Source organism: Wolbachia endosymbiont (group A) of Lasioglossum morio (genome assembly GCF_947250585.1).
Lineage (GTDB): Bacteria > Pseudomonadota > Alphaproteobacteria > Rickettsiales > Anaplasmataceae > Wolbachia > Wolbachia pipientis.
On the sequence record NZ_OX366327.1, the window covers coordinates 482,004 to 500,002 of the forward strand.

Annotated in this window: 16 protein-coding genes and 1 pseudogene; 13 read left to right on the forward strand and 4 right to left on the reverse strand. The window is 35.6% G+C overall.

Going from position 1 to position 17,999, the window contains the following annotated elements:
• Window positions 1-47 precede the first annotated feature (47 nt).
• The 7 genes from OOK89_RS02335 (at window position 48) to OOK89_RS02365 (ending at window position 8,020) form a co-directional block, all read left to right on the forward strand.
• Entirely contained in the window at window positions 48-1,511 is a 1,464-nt protein-coding gene (locus tag OOK89_RS02335) for a leucyl aminopeptidase (RefSeq protein ID WP_233395611.1), read from the forward strand.
• Window positions 1,512-2,205: 694 nt separating this feature from the next.
• On the forward strand, window positions 2,206-3,393 hold the full coding sequence (locus tag OOK89_RS02340; RefSeq protein WP_141456806.1) for an MFS transporter: 1,188 nt from the start codon (window positions 2,206-2,208) through the stop codon (window positions 3,391-3,393).
• Window positions 3,394-3,453: 60 nt separating this feature from the next.
• On the forward strand, window positions 3,454-3,759 hold the full coding sequence (locus OOK89_RS02345; RefSeq protein WP_006279881.1) for an integration host factor subunit alpha: 306 nt from the start codon (window positions 3,454-3,456) through the stop codon (window positions 3,757-3,759).
• Window positions 3,759-4,085 (forward strand): MerR family transcriptional regulator, encoded by a 327-nt coding sequence (locus tag OOK89_RS02350; RefSeq protein WP_006279880.1) that lies wholly within the window; start codon window positions 3,759-3,761, stop codon window positions 4,083-4,085. The genes OOK89_RS02345 and OOK89_RS02350 overlap by 1 nt, the downstream gene beginning before the upstream one ends.
• Before the next feature lie 45 nt (window positions 4,086-4,130).
• Window positions 4,131-4,727, forward strand: coding sequence for a murein hydrolase activator EnvC family protein (locus OOK89_RS02355; RefSeq protein ID WP_006279879.1), 597 nt, complete (start codon window positions 4,131-4,133; stop codon window positions 4,725-4,727).
• Between the two features lie 12 nt (window positions 4,728-4,739).
• Window positions 4,740-7,256 (forward strand): leucine--tRNA ligase, encoded by a 2,517-nt coding sequence (gene leuS, locus OOK89_RS02360; RefSeq protein ID WP_264719216.1) that lies wholly within the window; start codon window positions 4,740-4,742, stop codon window positions 7,254-7,256.
• Window positions 7,257-7,384: 128 nt separating this feature from the next.
• Window positions 7,385-8,020: a hypothetical protein gene (locus OOK89_RS02365; protein ID WP_155968855.1), complete on the forward strand. Its 636-nt coding sequence runs from the start codon at window positions 7,385-7,387 to the stop codon at window positions 8,018-8,020.
• 429 nt (window positions 8,021-8,449) lie between these two features.
• Here OOK89_RS02365 and OOK89_RS06595 read toward each other — a convergent pair.
• Window positions 8,450-9,536, reverse strand: a pseudogene (locus tag OOK89_RS06595) (IS3 family transposase).
• Between the two features lie 136 nt (window positions 9,537-9,672).
• On the opposite strand from OOK89_RS06595, the gene OOK89_RS02390 reads away from it, so the two are divergent.
• Complete coding sequence (locus OOK89_RS02390; RefSeq protein ID WP_006279877.1) at window positions 9,673-10,380, forward strand: pyridoxine 5'-phosphate synthase; 708 nt, start codon at window positions 9,673-9,675, stop codon at window positions 10,378-10,380.
• Here the strand turns inward: OOK89_RS02390 and OOK89_RS02395 are convergent.
• The 3 genes from OOK89_RS02395 to rplM all read right to left on the reverse strand — a co-directional run bounded on the left by OOK89_RS02395 (window position 10,373) and on the right by rplM (window position 11,755).
• Window positions 10,373-10,684 carry an HU family DNA-binding protein gene (locus OOK89_RS02395; RefSeq protein ID WP_006279876.1) on the reverse strand — a complete coding sequence of 104 codons (312 nt, stop codon included), beginning with the start codon at window positions 10,682-10,684 and terminating at the stop codon, window positions 10,373-10,375. The genes OOK89_RS02390 and OOK89_RS02395 overlap by 8 nt on opposite strands.
• Window positions 10,685-10,830: 146 nt before the next feature.
• Window positions 10,831-11,286 (reverse strand): 30S ribosomal protein S9, encoded by a 456-nt coding sequence (rpsI, locus tag OOK89_RS02400; RefSeq protein WP_264719217.1) that lies wholly within the window; start codon window positions 11,284-11,286, stop codon window positions 10,831-10,833.
• Between the two features lie 10 nt (window positions 11,287-11,296).
• On the reverse strand, window positions 11,297-11,755 hold the full coding sequence (rplM, locus tag OOK89_RS02405) for a 50S ribosomal protein L13 (RefSeq protein WP_010082596.1): 459 nt from the start codon (window positions 11,753-11,755) through the stop codon (window positions 11,297-11,299).
• Between the two features lie 129 nt (window positions 11,756-11,884).
• Here rplM and OOK89_RS02410 point away from each other — a divergent pair, with 129 nt between their 5' ends.
• The 5 genes from OOK89_RS02410 (at window position 11,885) to OOK89_RS02430 (ending at window position 17,867) form a co-directional block, all read left to right on the forward strand.
• On the forward strand, window positions 11,885-13,108 hold the full coding sequence (locus OOK89_RS02410; protein WP_006279873.1) for a TolC family protein: 1,224 nt from the start codon (window positions 11,885-11,887) through the stop codon (window positions 13,106-13,108).
• Window positions 13,109-13,127: 19 nt separating this feature from the next.
• The gene (locus OOK89_RS02415) at window positions 13,128-13,703 is read left to right on the forward strand and encodes a PopZ family protein (protein ID WP_010082598.1); all 576 of its coding nucleotides are present in this window, start codon (window positions 13,128-13,130) and stop codon (window positions 13,701-13,703) included.
• Between the two features lie 76 nt (window positions 13,704-13,779).
• Complete coding sequence (locus tag OOK89_RS02420) at window positions 13,780-14,358, forward strand: RlmE family RNA methyltransferase (protein WP_264719218.1); 579 nt, start codon at window positions 13,780-13,782, stop codon at window positions 14,356-14,358.
• A gap of 852 nt (window positions 14,359-15,210) precedes the next feature.
• A complete protein-coding gene (locus OOK89_RS02425) occupies window positions 15,211-17,232 on the forward strand; it encodes an ankyrin repeat domain-containing protein (RefSeq protein ID WP_264719219.1) in 2,022 nt (673 codons plus the stop codon).
• Between the two features lie 323 nt (window positions 17,233-17,555).
• Entirely contained in the window at window positions 17,556-17,867 is a 312-nt protein-coding gene (locus tag OOK89_RS02430; RefSeq protein ID WP_151807564.1) for an ECH_0659 family protein, read from the forward strand.
• Window positions 17,868-17,999 lie beyond the last annotated feature (132 nt).

Below are 17,999 nucleotides of genomic sequence, written 5' to 3' on the forward strand. Positions count from 1 at the left end.
TATGTTTTATGTACAGTTTACAATTATTTGCAACGGAGATACCAGCAATGAAAATAACAATTTCTAAAATTTCGCCCGATTTTAAAACAATAGTAATGGGTTTATTTGAAGACAACGAAACCGTAAATGATGGCGGAGTTTTGCAAGGAAAACAGGTCATAGATAATATAAAGCAATTTAGCGATTTCAATGGAAGTTTTGGTGAATTTTTCTCTACTGCTTTGCCAGAAGAAAAAAATGTTATAGTTGTTGGACTGGGTAAGAAGGATGAATGGAATGAAAATAAAGAATTAAATATTGGTGGTAAAATATATTGTGAGCTAAGCAGATTAAAAATTAAAAAAGCAGCGGTTTTAATCGAAGGTAGTGCAGCAAATGTTGCATATGGTGCGTTTCTGCGTAGTTTTAAGTTTGATAAGTATAAAACTAAAAAGGATGAGAAAATTACAGAGGTAGAGGAGATTACCGTATTAGTAAAAGATGAACAATTAAGTAATGCTGAAAGATCATTTGAGCACTTAAGGCAAGAAGGTGAGAGTATATTCCTTGCGCGCTCTTTTATAACAGAGCCTCCTAACATTCTATATCCAGAATCCTATGCTGATCATATAAAAAAAGAACTTACTAAGCTTGGCCTTGAAATCGAGGTGCTTGATAAAAAGCAGATGGAAGAGAAAAAAATGGGAGCCTTGCTTGGAGTTGCACAAGGAAGTAGTAAAGAACCAAAATTAGTAGTGATAAAATGGAATGGGGCTTCTAAAGAACAAAAGCCTATAGCTTTTGTTGGTAAAGGTATAACGTTTGACACTGGTGGAGTATCACTCAAACCTTCACGTGGTATGGAGTCGATGAAATATGATATGGCAGGCTCTGCTACTGTGGTTGGGGTGATGCATGCTTTAGCAGGACGAAAAGCAAAAGTAAATGCGATCGGTGTGGTCGCACTTGCAGAAAATGCAGTGGGTGGTAATGCTCAAAGACCAAGTGATGTAGTAACTTCAATGTCTGGACAAACAATAGAAGTGTTGAACACCGATGCAGAAGGAAGGCTCATACTTGCAGATGCTTTATGGTATACGCAAGATAGATTCTCACCAAAATTTATGATTGATCTTGCAACTTTAACTGGTGCTATAGTGGTTGCACTTGGAAATAACGAATATGCTGGTCTTTTTTCAAATAATGATGAATTAGCAAACCGTCTGATTGATGCAGGAAATGAAGTAAATGAGAAGTTATGGCGTTTTCCTATGAATGAAACTTATGACAAAATTATTGATTCACCGATTGCTGATGTTCAAAACATCGCTCCTGCAGGCTCTGGTGGAGATAGCATAATGGCTGCACAGTTTTTACAGCGTTTTGTGAATGAAACTTGCTGGGCACATTTAGATATCGCAGGCACTGCTTGGCACGAGAAAGGTACTGACATTTGTCCAAGAGGAGCAGTAGGTTTTGGTGTAAGGTTACTTAATAAGTTGGTTGAGAAGTACTACGAAGCCAATGATTAAAGGTCTTTATACTGGATTTATGGCTTAGCTACATGAACGTTTATTTTCGAGGCGCAGCAAATGAAAGTAGCTGATACATATTTCTTTTTTTCTGGATTCCAGTGTCAGCTACTTTCATGACACCCTGACAACCGTCATCCCGCTACTTGTTAGCGGCTGAGATACCGCGAATGGATCGCGGTATGACGGTTCGTGGCGGCGTGACGATAAGCTCGTCATCCCGCTGCTTGTTAGCGGGATCTAGAGATACCGCGGCGGTATGACGTAGGACTGCTGTCATCCCAGTGCTCCTTTTTTTGTCATCCAAGTAGCCTCCTATGGTGTCATCCCAGTGCCCAGACACTGGGATCCAGTTGAGCTATTTCAACAAAAATACTGCATTTTGAGATGAACGTTTATTTTCACCAGATTATTTACAAGTATAACAATTAAAGTCTGGATTCCAGTGTCAAGCACTGGAATGACACCGTCTTGGATGGAAACCAGTGTTGGCTACTCGGATGACATCATAGGGGCGCTGGGATGACACCCTGACAATCGTCATCCCGCTGCTTGTTAGCGGCTAAGAGATACCGCGGCGGCATGACGTAGGGAAACCGTTTTTTGGGTTAGCTATAATAGTAGTCAGGAAACAATAGCTTAAAAAGAGACTTAGTGTTAAATTTCTAATAGATTACTTATAAAAATAAATCTTATGGAAAGCAGAGCTAAGGCTTGGTTCATTTGGCTGATTAGTAACTTGGTTGTTATATTCAGCAACATGCAGATAATTTATACCTTTATAAGTGTAAATCTCGAAAAGGAACTTGGACTTACAATCGCGCAAGTTGCACTGGCTAATTCAGCATATACTTGGACTTTCGCCATCTTACAATTTTTTAGTGGAGCAACGTTTAATGTTTTTTCCAGTAAAAAAATTTATTTTTTCTCGTTATCAACTATGATCTTGGGGTTTTTTGTCCTTATTAATAGTGACAATTTCTCCCATTTGATTTTGTCTCAAGTGTTGATTGCAACTGGAGCATCATTTGGTTTTATTGGTGCTGCTCACACAAGTAGCATATGTTTTTCCGCTGCCCAATTTGGACTAATGTTTTCACTAGTGCAGACAATTTCAAGCCTTTCTGCTTTGGTAATTCAAATACTGTTCTCTAACTTGCTTGCCGAAGATGCATATTGGAAAAATCTGATTGTATGCATAATACTATTTGGTGTGTTGATATTTGTACTTACGCTTTTTTGTCCAAACACACTTCCAGAAAGCAGCTCAGAAAAGCGCACAATAAAAAGCTCTATGAAGACAGTAATGTGCTCTATATTAACAGTGCTAAAATTAAGAGATATCTGGATAACTTCAGTGGTGGGTGCTATTACTTTTGGAACATTTTTAGCACTTAATACCTTGTGGGCTCCAAGGTTACTGGGCAACTCAGAACTCAATGCAATGGAGTCAGGTATAGCAACTGCAATACTATGGCTTGGTCTTGCAGTTGGTGCTCCAATTGCAGATCGAATCTCAAACTTATTTAAAAATAGGAAACATGTAATTTCTGCTTTTGCTTTATTGCAAGGCGTCTCAATTATTATTTTACTATACAGCCATTTAACAGTCCACGTTGTGTACTTTTGTATGTTAATGTTCGGGTTTTTTGCGGGAGGACATATGCTTAATTTTACTGTCGGCAGCGAGATTGTGAAACGAAAATACATCAGCACATCATCATCCATTATCAATGGATTTATGTTTATTGGCAGTGGAGTTATAGTGTCAATGTTAGCACTTTTTACAGATCATAAAATGGCACTTTTTGCAATATTTGCGATATTGATAGTTGCCGGTATTTTAAATTATGCAACAAAAGAGACATACTCTAAAAAATAAAGTAGCTGAATCTCGAGTCGATTGCTATATTATATTTACGTATTGTAATATTTATCAATAATGGATCACGTTACAACAAAAGACACAACAGTAACTAAGGCAACGATAGCTGGAGATATAAACCAAGAAATAGGATTATCAAAGGAAGACTCTGTTTCGATAATAGATGATATATTGGACGAAATAAAGACAAGCTTGGTAAAGGATGGAATAGTAAAAATATCGTCATTTGGAACATTCTTGGTTAAGAAAAAGAAGGAAAGACCAGGAAATATACCAAATACATCGGAGAAAGTGATGATTCAGGCAAGAAATTCAGTTTCTTTTAGGCCTTCAAAAATTATAAAAAAATCAATCAATAATTAATGAACAAGGAAAAATTATTTTATACGATTGGGGAAGTAGCTGAAGAGCTACATTTGGAACAGCATGTTTTGAGATTTTGGGAAGGTCAATTTCATCAAATTAAGCCTACAAAGCGTAAAGGAAGAAGGCTATATGATCGCAAGTGTATAGAGGCCATAAAGAAAGTAAAATACATGCTATATGATAAAGGATATACAATAAAAGGAGTGCAAAAAGAATTTGGTAATGATATAAAAGTCACAAAGAATTTGTTGCAAGAACTCACCGATTTGAGGGACTATTTAACTAGTAAAATAAATAACGAGGAAAGTAACAAGCAGGCGTGAAACACTACGTCTCGCTAAAATTTTGGAGTTTTGTGAGAGTTTAAAATGTGGCATATAGCCTCATTTCTTATGTTATTAGCAATATTAATAGGCTGTGGCCTGCAAAAACCTGCACCTGTGCTGCTTAAAGGCGAAGAATTTTACGGAAAAAGAGATCTGGAATATACAAGAGAGTACCATTTAATTAGGGAGCCTTCAGTGCAAAAAGAAAGTAGAAAAGCCATCATAAATAGGATATACAAAGATAACAATAATACACAAAATGTGGGGGTAAATTGTAAATTTGTAATGCCAGTTAAAGGTTCAGCTACCTCTTCTGATGAAATGTGTAAGGATGGCATAAAAATTGCTGCTCAAAATGGAACGAACGTAGTTTCCTCTGCACCAGGCAAAGTGATATATGTAGGCAAAGGGCTGAGATGGTATGGGAATTTAATTATAGTGGAACACAAAGATAATTACATGACTGTGTACTCCTATTTAAAAAACATACATGTTGAAATTGGCGATAAAGTAAAGCAAGGTCAAGTAATTGGATCTGCAGGTAAATCAAGCACACAAGATAAAGATCCACAGATGTGTTTCACAATACGACATAATGGCCAAGCGGTTGATCCTTTGATGCATATGAACTGTAATTGAATTTGGATTTATATGAAATATGATTTTAAAAGTGTTGAAAAATTTTATCAAGATAAATGGGATTTTTCTGTAAGCAAGAGTGGTAAACAAGAAAAGTGTTACGTGTTGGAAATGTTTCCATATCCATCTGGTAAAATTCATATGGGACACTTACGTAACTATGCAATAGGGGATGTGATAGCGCGTTACAAGAGAGCTAATGGATTTGAGGTTTTGCATCCAATTGGCTGGGATGCGTTTGGATTACCAGCTGAGAATGCAGCAAGGGATAACAATATTAGCCCCGAAACATGGACAAAAGAGAATATAGATAATATGCGTACACAGTTGAAATCTATAGGTCTTTCTTATAATTGGGAGCGTGAACTCTCCACATGTGAGCCTGATTATTACAAACACGAACAAAAATTTTTCCTGGATTTTTTAAAGCATGGGCTTGCCTATCGAAAAGAATCATGGGTTAACTGGGATCCAGTGGACCAAACAGTGCTTGCAAATGAACAGGTGGTTGATGGAAAAGGATGGCGATCAGGTGCAGTTGTTGAAAAACGTAAGTTGTCCCAATGGTTTTTAAAGATTACTGATTTCGCTGAAGATTTACTCAAGTGCCTGCAAAGTTTGAAAAATTGGCCAGAAAAAGTCAAAACAATGCAGGAGCGTTGGATAGGAAAATCTGAAGGAGCAACTATAGAGTTTGAAGTAGTTGGCCTGAATAAGAAATTAAAAGTTTTTACAACTTATCCTCATACTTTGTTTGGGGCTTCTTTTTGTGCAGTGGCAGCAGAGCACCCTATTGTGCAGGATTTAAAGAATGGTTCTTCTGTTGTCATCCCAGTGCTTGACACTGGGATCCAGGAAATAAAATCGAAAAGAGAGAACGATGAAAAAATAGGAGTTTACACCGGATTAAACGTCAAACATCCATTTCTTGATAAGGAATTGCCGCTTTACATAGCGAATTTTGTGTTGATGGAATATGGGGAAGGCGCGATTTTTGGTTGCCCTGCACATGATCAGCGTGACTTTGAATTTGCACAGAAATATAATTTGCCGATAATTCCCGTTATTTCTTCAGCCCACTTAGGTGTCATTCCAGCGCGTGACCAGAATTCTTACAATGGATCCCAGTGTCAAGCTACTCAGATGACAAAGGAGGCGTATACTGGAGACGGGACAATGTTTAACTCCGAATTCTTAAACGGATTAATGGTTAGTGAAGCAAAGGAAGCCATAGTTAAAAAATTTGAAGAAAAAGAAATAGGCAAAAAAACAATAAACTATCGTTTGCACGATTGGGGAGTTTCAAGGCAGCGTTATTGGGGATGCCCTATACCTATCATATATTGCAAAGATTGCGGAACTGTTCCAGTGCCAGAAAAAGACCTTCCTGTAGTTCTACCAATAGATGTAGAATTTACAAGTGGTGGCAATCCGCTGGATAAGCACCCAACTTGGAAATTTGTTGATTGTCCAAAGTGCGGAAAGCAAGCAGAGCGTGAAACTGATACATTCGACACCTTTTTTGAATCTTCCTGGTATTTTGCTGCATTCTGTAGTGAAGATAAATCAATAGACAAAGATGCATGTAATCGTTTTATGCCTGTTGATTATTATATAGGTGGGATAGAACATGCAATTCTGCATTTGCTTTATTCAAGATTTTTCTGCCGTGCTTTAACCAAATGTGGCTATTTTGATATTAAAGAGCCTTTCTCTACTTTAATCACTCAAGGAATGGTCTGCCATGCAACTTATAAAGACGAAAATGGTAAGTGGCTATTTCCCGCAGAAGCAAAAGAATTAATAGCGCGAGGTGCAAAAGTTCAAGTGGGCAAAGTTGAAAAAATGAGCAAATCGAAAAAGAATACAGTTGACCCAAACTTTATCATAGAAAAGTATGGTGCTGATACTGCTCGCTTGTTTGTGTTGTCCGACACTCCTCCGGAGAAAGATATGGAATGGTCCGATGATGGCGTGGAAGGTTGTTCTCGTTATGTAAATAAATTGTGGCGTATGGTCATGCAGCTAAGACCTGTAAATATACACTATGATAATGAAAATGTTACGGGTGGACTTCTAGAGTACAGAAAAAAAATTCATAAACTCTTACACGGACTTACAGATGACTTGGAAAACTGCAGATTAAACTGTGTAGTGGCAAAATTTCGTGAGATGACGAATTTAATAGCTGAAATAGACGTAAAAACTGGAAAATCTCTTATTGATGAAGGTATATGTATATTAATCAGAGTAATCGAACCATTCATACCACATCTAGCTGAAAGCCTATGGCAAGAAATAGGAGGTCAACCTTGGCCAAGAGCTGATGAATCATTATTAGTTGACGATACGGTAACTATAGCAGTGCAAATCAATGGAAAATTACGTACAACAATCAAGGTGGCAATTAACTTACCTCAAGAAGAATTGAAGAAAATAGCGATAGACTCTGTGTCCAGTAAGATCGATCAAAGCAAAGTTCGCACTGTATATGCTGTACCAAATAAGATAGTAAATATAGTTATATAAAAGACCTGAGTAGTACGTTTTATATAATCTGATTTTATGGCTATACTTTTTTTGACATGTAGTTATATCTTTTTTAATATAAAGGATATATACTTATGCATTATATATTTTTTTGTATGAGGAGTTATATGAAAATAAAGAGATTGTGCGTTTTGGCTGTGTTGCTTACTTCATCTCTAGCAGGTGCAGCTAGTAATAGTGCAAGTAAGTCAGAAGATAAGTACTATGCAGGTTTAAACTTTGGTGCTGGTTGGGGTGGTGGCTTTAAAATGAAACCTGGTGTTGTTCTTGGTTACCATTATGACCAAAACTCTAAATTTGAACTTGAGGTTCTCAGTAATATTAAGTCATTAAAGAGCATAGGAGCTAGCTTATTGGCAAACTACCGCTTCTATCCTGACCTTGATATTGATCCCGTTAAACTATATGTCAGCGGAGGTTTAGGAGGATATCTCCAAATAACACCTTTTGGCTTTGGTGTTAGTGATACAGTTGATGGTGATGGCGATAGTTCACAAGAAGAAAAAGAAAAGGAAGAAGAAACACAAGGTGCTCCAGAATCAGGTGGTGAAGCTGCTGGTTCATCTGTAGTAGATAAAATACTGAGTTCTATTTCCTATAAACTAAAGTTAGGTGTTGATTATGAAATTACTCCGCAGATAATTGGTGCAGTTGGTATGACCATGGGTGGGCAACTAAGTGGTATAAAAGCAAAACAAATACCAGATGCAACTCTAGAGATAGGGGTACGTTATAATTTTTAATGCTGCTACTTAGTTCATAAAGGTAGAGACGATGTTGAGGATGAAATAAACAGCATTAAAAAAAATCCGAAAACGTATTTTCGAATATGGTTTTGAACGCTAGCTATAGATTAGAAAAATAACAAGAAAAAGGGTAAACATACTGTAATTGCTGTTGAATGATGGAGTCCATTATTTTAGCACGAAGTAACGAATTCAGTAGAATAAGTTCTTCAAAAATAATTTAAACTTTTATTAGTAGGAGCAGTCTCATGGAATATTATAGCGATCTCACTAAAAGAAACTTTTATAAGTATCGTTGATGAGAAAGGAAAAATTGTTAAGGAAGAAGTTGTTGCAAGAGAAAGTAAGGCAATAGCTGAATTTTTTCTTGGTCAAGGCAAAAATGACCTTACCCAGAAAAAGTGGAGAGAAAGTGTGGAATGTTTTTTACAAAAAGAATGATGCATCAAATTGTTCTGGAATGCAATAGTTAATAGTGACGTTGTTTGTTATAAAAAATTTCTATGTATTCAAATATTGCAGTTCTAGTTTGTTGAGCAGAGTGTTGTGAAGTATCAATAAGTATTTCTCTTTTCAATGAGCTAAAGAAGCTTTCTGCAACAGAATTGTCGTAACAACAGCCTTTATTACTCATCTATATTCTTTACAGCTAAGAGATATTGATACCCTTGCGCAGTATATTGTGAACCTTGGTCACTGTGCAGCAGTAGATTTTTAACAGGTTTACGCCTATTAATGGCCATTAATAAAGAGTTCATAACCAATTGTTTATTTATTGCACTACTCATTAACTACCATACGTGAGAATTATTGCTGCCAAATATAGCCATCCCTCCTTGGTTTTGATGTAAGTAATCCCATACTTTATTTGGTTGATCAACAATAAAGTTTTGATCTAGTATATTGGGAGCTACAGCTCTATTATCTGTTTGTTGTTTTTTAATTTTAAACTTTCTTCTCAGTATAGCCCTGATGTCATTTTTCTGCATAATACTTTGCACCGTTTTCAAATTGCAACTTTTACCCAAAGCCTTCAATTCAGCATGAATTTTAGGAGCTCCATATCTACATTTAGAAGCTTGATATATTTTTTGAATATCTGCTAATAACTCTTTATTTGCTGATTCTCTACTGCTTATTTTTCTTGTGGTCCACTTATAGTAGCCACTAGCAGAAAATCCTACATAATTCCTGTACTTTATAGCAGTTACTATATAAAAAAATATTTTACTCTTTTTGACTGGCCAGGGCTTTTTTTTAAATGTCTCTTTCCCTTGTTACTCTTGCTTTGTAAATCAAACCTCTCTTTGTCGTAAGGAGCCATGTTACCTCTACCTGGAAATGCATCTGCTGCCGACTTTTTTTCGTTGTGTTTCTTTATCCATTTTCCTAATAAACCACCCTTTATTCCTAAATCTCTTGCTATTTTTGTAATTGTTTGACCTGCCTTTCTTTGTTCATTTGCCAGTTTAACAGCTTCCAATTTGAATTCTGCCGTATATTCTCTTACCATTTCTAATCCTCCAAAATTTTATTTTACCCGAAAAAACTCCTTTCTTTCTCTCCACTTTTTCTGGGTAAGGTCAAACAATGACTATGCAAAAAACCTAATAACATGTATAATCTATAAATAATTTCTGAGGTAGATTGTGAAACTAGGTGTTAATATCGATCACGTTGCAACCCTCCGCAACGCACGCGGAACTTCTTATCCAGATCCATTGAAAGCAGCAGAAATAGCCATTGACGCTGGAGCAGACTTTATTACTGTACACTTACGAGAAGATAGAAGGCATATTAGAGATGAAGACGTATTTAACCTAAAAAAAAGCATTAGCACTGAGTTAAATCTTGAAATTGCAGCCACGGAAGAAATGCTTGAAATAGCAAAAAAGGTAAAACCCTATTCGATTAGTATAGTACCAGAAAAAAGAGAAGAATTAACAACCGAAGGTGGCCTGGATATCGTGAATATGCACAGTAAACTTTCTAGTATAATAGAGGAAATGCATAGCTCTAGCATAAAAGTCTCACTGTTTATCGATCCAAATATTGATCAACTAAAATATCTTGAAAAGCTAGGGACAAAACCTGACATAATAGAAATTCACACAGGGGATTACTGTGATAATCCATCAGAAAAAAAGTTACAGTTAATTACTAATGCTGCAGAGTACGTCAATAAATTAGGAATAGAATGCCACGCAGGACATGGCATAACTTATAAACACGCTAAGAAGATGACAAGAATACCTCACATCTCAGCTCTTAACATAGGCCACTATTTAATTAGCGAAGCTGTATTTTACGGCTTACACAGCGTAGTAAAAACAATGAAAATGACAATGTCTAACTAACTGCTGCTTTTTCCTTCTCATTTAAAATACTTAAAAGAGTTTGGCTTGCTTTAAATTTTACCCTTGTCTTTTTAGGAACAGTCATGATCTCACCACTTTGGGGGTTACGACATTGTTTTTCCTGACTGATAGCAGTAGAAAATGTTCCTATTCCATGCAAACGTATTTCACCTTTCCCATGCAGCTCATTCTTTATTATTTTAATAAACGCATCATGAATCTTGCTCAAATCAGATTTTGTTATATCTATATTCTGACTAGAACAATCTTCCTTTAATTGTTTTATTATATCTTCTTTACTCATAAATTACCTTAATATTGAAAAAATCACATAAATAGCATATTATGTTGACACCGATAGTCAACTAAATTCATCACAAAAATAGAGGATATCATACATTTTTGCAAATATTTGTATAATACTTACAAAAAAACACCCCTATAAAATAACTATCTCTTAGAAAATTGACACTTTTTCCGAGCTTTATGTTGACCATATTTCTTACGTTCAACAACACGTGAATCTCTAGTTAAGAACTCACCATTACGTAGTATAGAATGCAAATCTTGGCTTACACTACTTAAAGCTCTGCTTATTCCATGAGCTAGAGCACCTGCTTGACCAGATAGCCCTCCACCTTTTACAGTTGCAAATATATCGTATTTATCCAATGTGGAAGTTGCAACAAATGGCATTTTTACTATTTGGCACACTGACTCTCTTTTAAAATAAGAAATTAGATCGCCTTTTTTGTTAACACTAAATTTTCCACTCCCCGGCTTTATCCATACTCTTGCTACAGATTCTTTTCTTCGGCCTGTAGCATATAAACGACCAAGCGAATCAACTGCTGATTTAATTGTCTTTTCTGACCAATCATTGTTATTTATTGTAGAACTCTTCATTTTTACTCCATTACTTTTTATTTTTACGATTCAAAGAGGCAAAATCTATCTTTTCAGGTTGCTGTCCTTGATGCTTATGCTCTGAACCAGAATAAACATACAAATTTTCAAAGCGTCTACGTGCCATAGGCCCATCATCAAGCATCCTTTTCACTGCCATTTCTATTACACGCTCAGGAAATTTGCCATTTAAAATATTATCTGGAGTAGTTTTCTTCAAACCACCAGAATAACCTGTATGCTTATAGTAAATTTTATCTTTAAGCTTCTTTCCGGTGAAATGCACCTTTTCTGCGTTGATAATAATTACATTATCGCCACAATCCATATGAGGTGTATACTCAGGTTTATGCTTTCCACGTAATAGTGTCGCTACAAATGCTGCAAGCCTCCCTACCACTAATCCTTCTGCATCTATGACAAACCACTTTTTATTGATTTGTTTCTCCTTTAAGAAAAAAGTCTTCATTATTTGATCCAACAATAGTAAGCTATGATATACTTAATTTCTCAATAGTGTCAACAATATTAGTTATTGATTATTAAAGTAATTTATGTTAGTAATTGAGCTGCGCAACCAATATGCATAGGAATTAGAATGTTTCGATTGATTATCACACTTGCGATCATTTTTAATACTATAAGTTGCTATGCAACCGATGTGGGAGAAGTGATAAGCAAAGCCATCAAAAATAGCTCAAAAATAAAGTCTCAATTTTACCAATATAAAAGCGCAGAAAAACACTATAAATCTTCTGGGTTAGCTGGATTTTTACCTGACATTAATTTGCAATACAATTTCGATAGTAACTTTAATCTTGATACATCTGAAAAAAAACTTACATTGCGCCAGAAATTAATCGATGGCGGTGGTACCTTTGCCACATTCAGTCGATCAAGCCATCTTCTCAAAGCAGAAAAGATGCGATTTCAGCAATTAAAACAAGAGCTTGCACTTAATGCTGTGAAAGCATATGTTAATGTTTTACAAAAGACAGAAATATTAAAGCTCAGAGAACATAAAGAACGCGTTTCTTTGGAACATTTGTCAGCTATGAAAAAACGCTTTTCCCTTGGAGAGGTAACCAATGCTGAAGTTTTGTTAGCAAAAGCAAAATTTTCGTCTTCTATATCCGAAAGAGTTGATGCTGAAGGTAAATTAAAGTTGGTAAATATTGCTTATTATCATTTGATTGGCGAAGATGCTGATGACCTTTCTGAAGCTAATGATAAACTACCTTCTGTTCCAGAGCTAAATGAATGTTTACAGTTAGCAAAAACCAATAATTTATCTCTAAAAGCAGCAGTTTATCAAAAAAGAGCAGCCGGAATGGAAGTGATTGCTGAAAGCTCCAAGTGGCTTCCTTCTTTAAATCTAAGTGCAAGCAAAAATTTTGGGGAGGATGGTATGAAGGTAGACAAACTATTAGAAAATGTTCATGTAGTTTTTACTCTTGATGTTCCAATCTTTAAGAGAGGAGTTAATGCTTTTGGTGTCAGTAAAGCTAAAATGGATGCAAAAAAATCTACCTACGATTATTATGAAACGGTAAAAAATATAGAACAAGCAGTTGTAAATGCTTGGAATAATGTGTTGACAGCAAAGGCCATTATCAAAGCAAGTCAAGAAGCGGAAAAAGCAGCAGCTCTAGCATTGGAAGGAGTTGAGCAAGAAGTAAACTTAAATTTAAAGAGTACATCTGACCTTTTGGACACTGAAGATGCATTATTTAAAGCACGTTCAGACTTAGTTGAAGCAAAAAGCAATTATGTGATTAGTGTTTACAACTTGCTTTTTATGATAAATAGTATAGACCTCTAAATTTAATGGTATTAGCACTATGCATGATGAACAAGGCAATCAATCTGTAAAAGATATCCTAGAAGATATAAAAAAAGCTATATCGGGTAAAAACGCGAGTAACGATAAAGCAGAAATAAAGGATGAAAATGATGATGTGCTATACCTTGAGGAAGAGTATCCAGAAGAAATAGAAGAAGATGGCAAAAAAGAAAATAATGAAAAAGAGGACATTGATAATGATGACCAAAGTGAGGAAATGGCTTGCAACAATAACCAATTTAATGGCCATAGCTACAATTCAGAAGAAAAAAAAGATATTTATTTGTACGATAATATCCAAATGAGTAATAACAAAGCGAGTAATAGCGGCTTACAAGCGCAAAATAACGATCATCTAATTTTAAAAGAGAATATGGAAGAGATCAAAGCGTTGCTTGGAAAAATGCAAAACGAATTACAGCATAAACAACAAAAAAAAGCGAACCTTACTGTTGAAGAATTAGTTACATCTCTTTTAAAACCTCAGCTCTCAGAATGGCTGAATAAATATCTACATGCACTGGTAAAAGAAGTAGTTGAAAAAGAGCTTAAAGATATAATCAATAATAAGTAGGGTATTAGCAATAAAAACTAGAGTAAAGACGGCTAGAGGCAGAAAACTATCTTCAACAAGGTGGCTACATCGTCATTTGAATGATCAGTATGTGCAAAAAACTAGCAAGGATGGTTATAGGTCACGCTCAGCATATAAGCTGGTAGAAATGGATAACAAATTTAAATTATTCCAAGAAGGGCAAAAAATTATTGATCTTGGTGCTTCTCCTGGTGGATGGTCACAAGTTGCATCTCAGAAAGGTGCAAATGTGGTTGCTCTTGACGTAAAACCAATGAACGCAATTAATGGAGTAGAGTTTATACAATGTGATATTATCAATGAGCTTGAAATTTTAAGAGAAAAATTCAAGGATCAAAAATTTGATGTAATTTTATCTGACATGGCGCCCGAATCTTGTGGTTTAAAATCGTTGGATCATATCAGAATTATGCTTTTATGTGAGGCAGCGCTCAATTTTGCAAAGCATTTCTTGAGCCATGGTGGCACGTTTGTAGTAAAAATTTTCCAAGGAGAATCTGATAAAGATTTTTGTAACGAGCTAAAAAAAATGTTTAAAACAGTAAAATACTTTAAACCAAAGTCAAGTAGATCTGAATCTACAGAAATGTATTTGGTAAGTTTAGGCTTTATTGGCAGCAGACTTTCTATATAATATTAATCCAGGTAGCCCACAGAAACGAAAAAACTTACTTGACAAACTCCGCCAGCCCCCTTATCATGAAACTGAAGCTATTGTATTTGCTTTCGCCAATCTGCAGATTAAAAGGTAAGGATTACTTAATGTATCGGCGTCTTATGTTCAATTTTTTGCAGTATATAGATACTGTATGTCTTTACAAAACTTCATCTACATCTAGATTTTTATCTAAATAAGCTGAACGCGCTTATAAAGCGTTACAAGACATCAAAAAATGCCAATACTCGACAGAGATAGTAAAAGACTAGCTAACTCGGGGATTCTTTGTCTTTTTTTCTGCTTAGTAAATTTCTTAAACATTTGCAGCGTAAATTAGTTGCAATTAAAAGCAGCTGAATTTCGCTTGTCAAGCGTTTAAAACATAAAAAACGCCAATATTTTAAAGCGGATAATAACCACGGGGCTTCTTTTGCCTTTTTTTTCATTTGGTAAATTTCTTAAATATTTATAGCTAAACGACAATCGTCATCCCAGCGGGATCTGGAGATACCGCGGCGGTATGACGGTTCGTGGCGGCATGAAGATAAGCTCGTCATCCCGCTGCTTGTTAGCGCCGCGGCGGTATGACGTAGGACTGCTGTCATTCTGCTACTTGTTAGCGGCTGAGATACCGCGAATGAATCGTGGTATGACGGTTCGCGGTGGCATGATGTAGGACTGCTGTGACACCATTATAGAATGAACCAGTGTCAGCTACTTGCATAGAAAATGTTTATGACTAATTTTTAGATCAAACATGGAATTTCGACAAACTTAACTTTTTTGTGAGACTGTTCAGCAATAATAAATAAATTGAGAGGAAAGGTTATGGCAATGGAAAAGAAAAAGTTTTTTGAAATAATAAATGAGGTAAGCAAGAGTGAAGGTTTAAATGAGAATAATTTACTTGAAAGAATAGGGAATAAGCTAAAAGATGCAGACTCAATAGTATATAGCACTTATAACAATTTGAAGATAGATAAGATGTTCAGTATATTAGATTCAGACAAAATTGTAGATTATATGTTAGTACATCTTGCTGTGGAATGTAACAGTGTACCAATAGTAAAACTCCTACTAGCAAAGGAAGCAAAAGTTAATGAACCAATATATGAACTTGATGAAGCTAAGTCTAAGCTAACTGCTTTGCACATTGCTGCTTTGCATGGTCATCAAGAGATAGTTCAGCTTTTATTGAATAATGACGCAAATCCTTTACTAAAAGATAGTCAAGGCCGAACTCCAAGGGATATTGTCGGTGATGTAAAAGGTAAAAAGGCTATAATAGAAATGTTAGAGGAAGGAGAACAACGTTATGCTGAGGCAGGAGCTACGAGAAGACAAAATAGACAAGGCACTTTACCGCAGCCTAATAATAAAACTCCAGGAAATTTAGCTTTGAACGGAAATAACGTAACTGCTGCAGTACAAGCATGGGGTGCAAAACATCAGGAAGAGAATAGTAGAATTACACCAAACAACAAAAAAGTCTATGTACAAGATGAGGATGAACAGACTTCTTCAAACTCAATCGTTAATGAAAACAATACAGACAAAGTAGATGATACATTAGAAAAAGAACAGGCTATAAGAGAAAGAGATGCTATGGCGCAAAAGTTGCAAGAGGCAGAACAAAGACTTGCCAATAATCAGAAGCGCATAGAACATAATGACTTGCACAGTCAACATCCAGAGCAGTATACTACATATAATGGGGAACAGACCTTTTTAAATAAAAGTAATAGTGGCGATAGTGGAATATATTTTGATGCAGATGAATCTGAAGCTTTAGGCCAATCTATATTAGAAAATGGAGAAGACATTAATGCACAAGATAAAGATGGCGTGACCCGTTTACATTATGCTGCTACATATGGTTATGTAGAGATTGCAGAATATCTAATAGATAATGGAGCAGATGTTGATGCACAAGATAAAGATGGCGTGACCCCTTTACACTATGCTGCTGCAAAAAGCGCTAAAGAATCAGTAAAACTTTTGATAAAACGTAAAGCAAATATTAATGCACAAGATAAAGATGGACATACCCCTTTATATTTTGCTGTTGCAAATGACAATAAAGAATTAGCAAAACTTTTGATAAAATATGGAGCAGATCGCTCATTGATAAAGGATGAAGACCTAATAGATAGACTAAACAGTATGTGTGATCAGCCATCTGAGGTTGTATCTAGTACTTCTTCCCATTCCAAAACACACAACGCAATGGAAACTCCAGAAGAAGCAGAAAAGGTTAAAAAAAGTAAAGTTAAGTTAAAAGAATTACGTACTCAGCTAAAGGATAAGCAGAAAAAGAATGAATTGCTAAAACAACAAATACAAGATCTAGAAAGTGAAAAAGCAACGCTTAAGGATAAATTAGACAAAACAGAAAGTCAGCATTCTAAAACAGAAGTGTTGTTAGAAAAAGCGCAAAAAGAACTAGAAGAATCAAAAAGTTGTATAGCTGGATATGGGACTAAGTTGAAAGAATTCAATAAAGAGAATGAATCACTAAGACAAGAAATACAAGATCTAGAAAGTGAAAACACAACACTTAAGGGTGAACTAGGCAAAACAAAAACTAAAACAAATGAAGTGTCGCTAGAAAAAGCAGGAAAAAGACAAATGAGTTTCTTAAAAGTTGCTTCTGTGAATCTTGTAACTATGTTAACAGTAGGTGCTACTCTCAGTATTGCTTTCGACTTGTCTGTTCTACCAATAATTGTAGTTTTTGTAACATCTGCATTGATAGCTAGCGGCGTTACATATGCAATATCAAAACCCATCGCTCCTGACACTGAATTGAAAGAAGTGAATATTCAAGGTTCAGCACAACGGTGTTTGTAAAACTTAGCACCCACAGTTGTACGAACATTGCAGTTTGCAGATGCAAGTAGCTGACACTGGAATCTATAACTAACCCAATAAAGGTTTCCCAGCAGTCCTACGTCATACCGCCGCGAACCGTCATACCGTCACGGTATCTCTTAGCATAGATCCCGCTAACAAGCAGCGGGATGACGAATTTGTTGTTTTTCAAATTGTAGGTAAACCTAAGCCACTTTAGCTATAGTAAAAAGTATTTGCAAGTTACACAGTAGTGTGAATTTTTTACTTTGGTAGTTTTTTTATTACAGTTATAATCATAAAAGTAGTTGAGTTTAATTAATATGAAAACTTTTACGAAAAACTCTAAGAGTAATGGAAAAAAGCTGGAGGAGTTTAATAAGGAAATTGAAGATATAACAACTATAGCTCAAGATAAATTTGCACATGAACTTGAGAACATCGCATATGACAGTGTGCAAAAATTTCGCAGTCTGCTTGCTAAAGAGTTAAACTCCACCTTCAATAATATTCATTCTCAAAATGTCAATCTACTAAAATCCAGCCTAGTTGAATATGCTATAAGTTCAAATTTTATCAACAAAAAAGGAGAAACAGCTTTAATACGTTCTCTTCTTAATATATTCATACGATAAAGCACTCAGAGTTGTTGCTGCGCCAATTTAACTTAATGTTGCATGCAAGCTGCATAGCTAAAGTAAGTAAGATTTGCCCCACGCTGTCACGAGGTAAACCTTACTTATTCTAGCTATATCAAAAAGGAGGGT

What these genes read in the sequence shown, in the direction of transcription:
- OOK89_RS02335 (WP_233395611.1), top strand. Translation starts at nt 48, where the DNA reads ATGAAAATAACAATTTCTAAAATTTCGCCCGATTTTAAAACAATAGTA.
- OOK89_RS02340 (WP_141456806.1), top strand. Translation starts at nt 2,206, where the DNA reads ATGGAAAGCAGAGCTAAGGCTTGGTTCATTTGGCTGATTAGTAACTTG.
- OOK89_RS02345 (WP_006279881.1), top strand. Translation starts at nt 3,454, where the DNA reads ATGGATCACGTTACAACAAAAGACACAACAGTAACTAAGGCAACGATA.
- OOK89_RS02350 (WP_006279880.1), top strand. Translation starts at nt 3,759, where the DNA reads ATGAACAAGGAAAAATTATTTTATACGATTGGGGAAGTAGCTGAAGAG.
- OOK89_RS02355 (WP_006279879.1), top strand. Translation starts at nt 4,131, where the DNA reads ATGTGGCATATAGCCTCATTTCTTATGTTATTAGCAATATTAATAGGC.
- leuS (WP_264719216.1), top strand. Translation starts at nt 4,740, where the DNA reads ATGAAATATGATTTTAAAAGTGTTGAAAAATTTTATCAAGATAAATGG.
- OOK89_RS02365 (WP_155968855.1), top strand. Translation starts at nt 7,385, where the DNA reads ATGAAAATAAAGAGATTGTGCGTTTTGGCTGTGTTGCTTACTTCATCT.
- OOK89_RS02395 (WP_006279876.1), bottom strand. Translation starts at nt 10,684, where the DNA reads ATGAGTAAAGAAGATATAATAAAACAATTAAAGGAAGATTGTTCTAGT.
- rpsI (WP_264719217.1), bottom strand. Translation starts at nt 11,286, where the DNA reads ATGAAGAGTTCTACAATAAATAACAATGATTGGTCAGAAAAGACAATT.
- rplM (WP_010082596.1), bottom strand. Translation starts at nt 11,755, where the DNA reads ATGAAGACTTTTTTCTTAAAGGAGAAACAAATCAATAAAAAGTGGTTT.
- OOK89_RS02410 (WP_006279873.1), top strand. Translation starts at nt 11,885, where the DNA reads ATGTTTCGATTGATTATCACACTTGCGATCATTTTTAATACTATAAGT.
- OOK89_RS02415 (WP_010082598.1), top strand. Translation starts at nt 13,128, where the DNA reads ATGCATGATGAACAAGGCAATCAATCTGTAAAAGATATCCTAGAAGAT.
- OOK89_RS02425 (WP_264719219.1), top strand. Translation starts at nt 15,211, where the DNA reads ATGGCAATGGAAAAGAAAAAGTTTTTTGAAATAATAAATGAGGTAAGC.
- OOK89_RS02430 (WP_151807564.1), top strand. Translation starts at nt 17,556, where the DNA reads ATGAAAACTTTTACGAAAAACTCTAAGAGTAATGGAAAAAAGCTGGAG.